Origin of the sequence: Sphingomonas sp. CCH9-E2 (genome assembly GCF_001557215.1) — a bacterium.
In the GTDB taxonomy this organism is placed as follows: domain Bacteria; phylum Pseudomonadota; class Alphaproteobacteria; order Sphingomonadales; family Sphingomonadaceae; genus Sphingomonas.
On record NZ_LSJM01000120.1, the window covers coordinates 1 to 1213 of the forward strand.

Sequence of the window (1213 nt, forward strand, 5' to 3'; positions counted from 1 at the left end):
CCCTTCCGGCGCTTCGCGCCTCCCTCCCTCTCCCAATGGGAGAGGGAAGGGGCCCGCGAGCGCAGCGAGTGGGAAGGGTGAGGGTGACGTCAGTGTCGTCGGTTCACGCCTTCACGCGGTCCTTGTCATACGCGCCCAGGCCCGGCTTGTAGCTCTTCTCGTCGATGAACTGCTTGATGCCTTCCTTGCGGCCGTCATTGTCGTAGCTGTTGGCCGCTTCCTGCGCGCGGATCAGATAATCCTCGGCATCGTCATAGCTCATGATGCCGACGCGGCGCACCGCATCCTTGGTCGCTTTCAGCGCCACCGGGTTCTTTTTGAGCAGGACGTTGGCGACTTCGGTCACCCGCTCCTTGAGCTGGGCGAGCGGAAGCGATTCATTGACCAGCCCCCAATCAGCGGCGGTCTTGCCGTCGATATTCTCGCCCATCATCGCGTGATACATCGCCTTGCGGAACGGCATCAGTTCGGTCGCGACCTTGGTCGCGCCGCCGCCGGGCAGGATGCCCCAGTTGATCTCCGACAGACCGAACTGCGCTTCATCGGCGGCAAAGGCGAGGTCGCAGGCGAACAGCGGGCCATAGGCGCCGCCGAAGCACCAGCCATTGACCATCGCGATCGTCGGCTTCTGATACCAGCGCAGGCGGCGCCACCAGCCATAGGCTTCGCGCTGCACCTGGCGCGTCGCGCCCAGGCCCTGCGCCTCGGTTTCGCGAAAATATTCCTTCAGGTCCATGCCGGCGCAGAACGCCTCGCCCTCGCCGGTCAGCACCAGCACGCCGACATCGTCGCGGAACTCGAGCGCGTCGAGCACTGCCATCATGTCGCGGTTCAGCGTCGGGCTCTGCGCGTTGCGCTTGTCCGGGCGGTTATATTTGACCCAGGCAATGCCGTTTTCGACGCTATAGGCGACGACGCCGTTGGCACTCAGTTCCGTCATATCATGTTCCCTGTTGGGCGCGGGCGCGCCTATTCGACGATGTAGAAATCGATCACCACGTGATCGGGCATGCGGATGCCGCGTCCAACCAGCACCTTGCTGCGCAGCCATTGGTGCGCGCCGGGTGGCGGGTCGAAGCTCGCGGCGGAGCGGAAATAATAGCTTCCGGAATCGACCTTCTCGCCGCGTGCGATCTTGTCGGTCACCTCCGGGCTGGCGACGCGGACGCCGACATTGTGGATGCCGATCACCGCGCCGTCGGCGGCCTTGAGG

At 64.4% G+C, this 1213-nt stretch carries 2 protein-coding genes; both read right to left on the reverse strand.

From position 1 onward, the window contains the following. Positions 1–103: 103 nt before the first annotated feature. The gene (locus tag AX681_RS06505; protein ID WP_066664951.1) at positions 104–940 is read right to left on the reverse strand and encodes a p-hydroxycinnamoyl CoA hydratase/lyase; all 837 of its coding nucleotides are present in this window, start codon (positions 938–940) and stop codon (positions 104–106) included. A 29-nt stretch (positions 941–969) separates the two neighbouring features. Continuing rightward, on the reverse strand, positions 970–1213 hold a 244-nt coding region (locus AX681_RS06510), incomplete at its 5' end, for a DUF3237 family protein (RefSeq protein WP_156456047.1).

Bases quoted from the DNA above. Each gene is read 5' to 3' on its own strand.
- AX681_RS06505 (WP_066664951.1), bottom strand. From the start codon at position 940: ATGACGGAACTGAGTGCCAACGGCGTCGTCGCCTATAGCGTCGAAAAC.